Raw genomic sequence first — 327 nt, 5'->3', positions numbered from 1 at the left:
GATGCGGTACGACAGCCCGCTCGCCGCGGTAGGCAACACCCCCCCTGGTGCGCCTGCCGCGGCTGTCGCCCTCCGACGACGTACGGATCTGGGCCAAGCTGGAGGACCGCAACCCCACCGGCTCCGTCAAGGACCGCCCCGCGCTGCACATGATCGAGCAGGCGGAGAAGGACGGCCGGCTCACCCCCGGCTGCACCATCCTGGAGCCGACCAGCGGCAACACCGGCATCTCGCTCGCCATGGCGGCCAAGCTCAAGGGCTACCGCATCGTGTGCGTCATGCCGGAGAACACCTCGCAGGAGCGGCGCGAGCTGCTCGCCATGTGGG

The 327-nt window shown here is 70.6% G+C and carries 1 pseudogene; it reads left to right on the top strand.

Annotated features, from left to right (window positions below):
• Nucleotide 1: 1 nt before the first annotated feature.
• Nucleotides 2–327 (top strand): annotated as a pseudogene (locus C3481_RS16365) (PLP-dependent cysteine synthase family protein); the annotation flags it as partial.

The organism is Microbacterium sp. Ru50, from assembly GCF_002920555.1.
Taxonomy (GTDB): domain Bacteria; phylum Actinomycetota; class Actinomycetes; order Actinomycetales; family Microbacteriaceae; genus Microbacterium; species Microbacterium arborescens.
The sequence above is the reverse complement of the archived record's forward strand: the minus strand, read 5'-3'. Positions and strand labels throughout refer to the sequence as shown.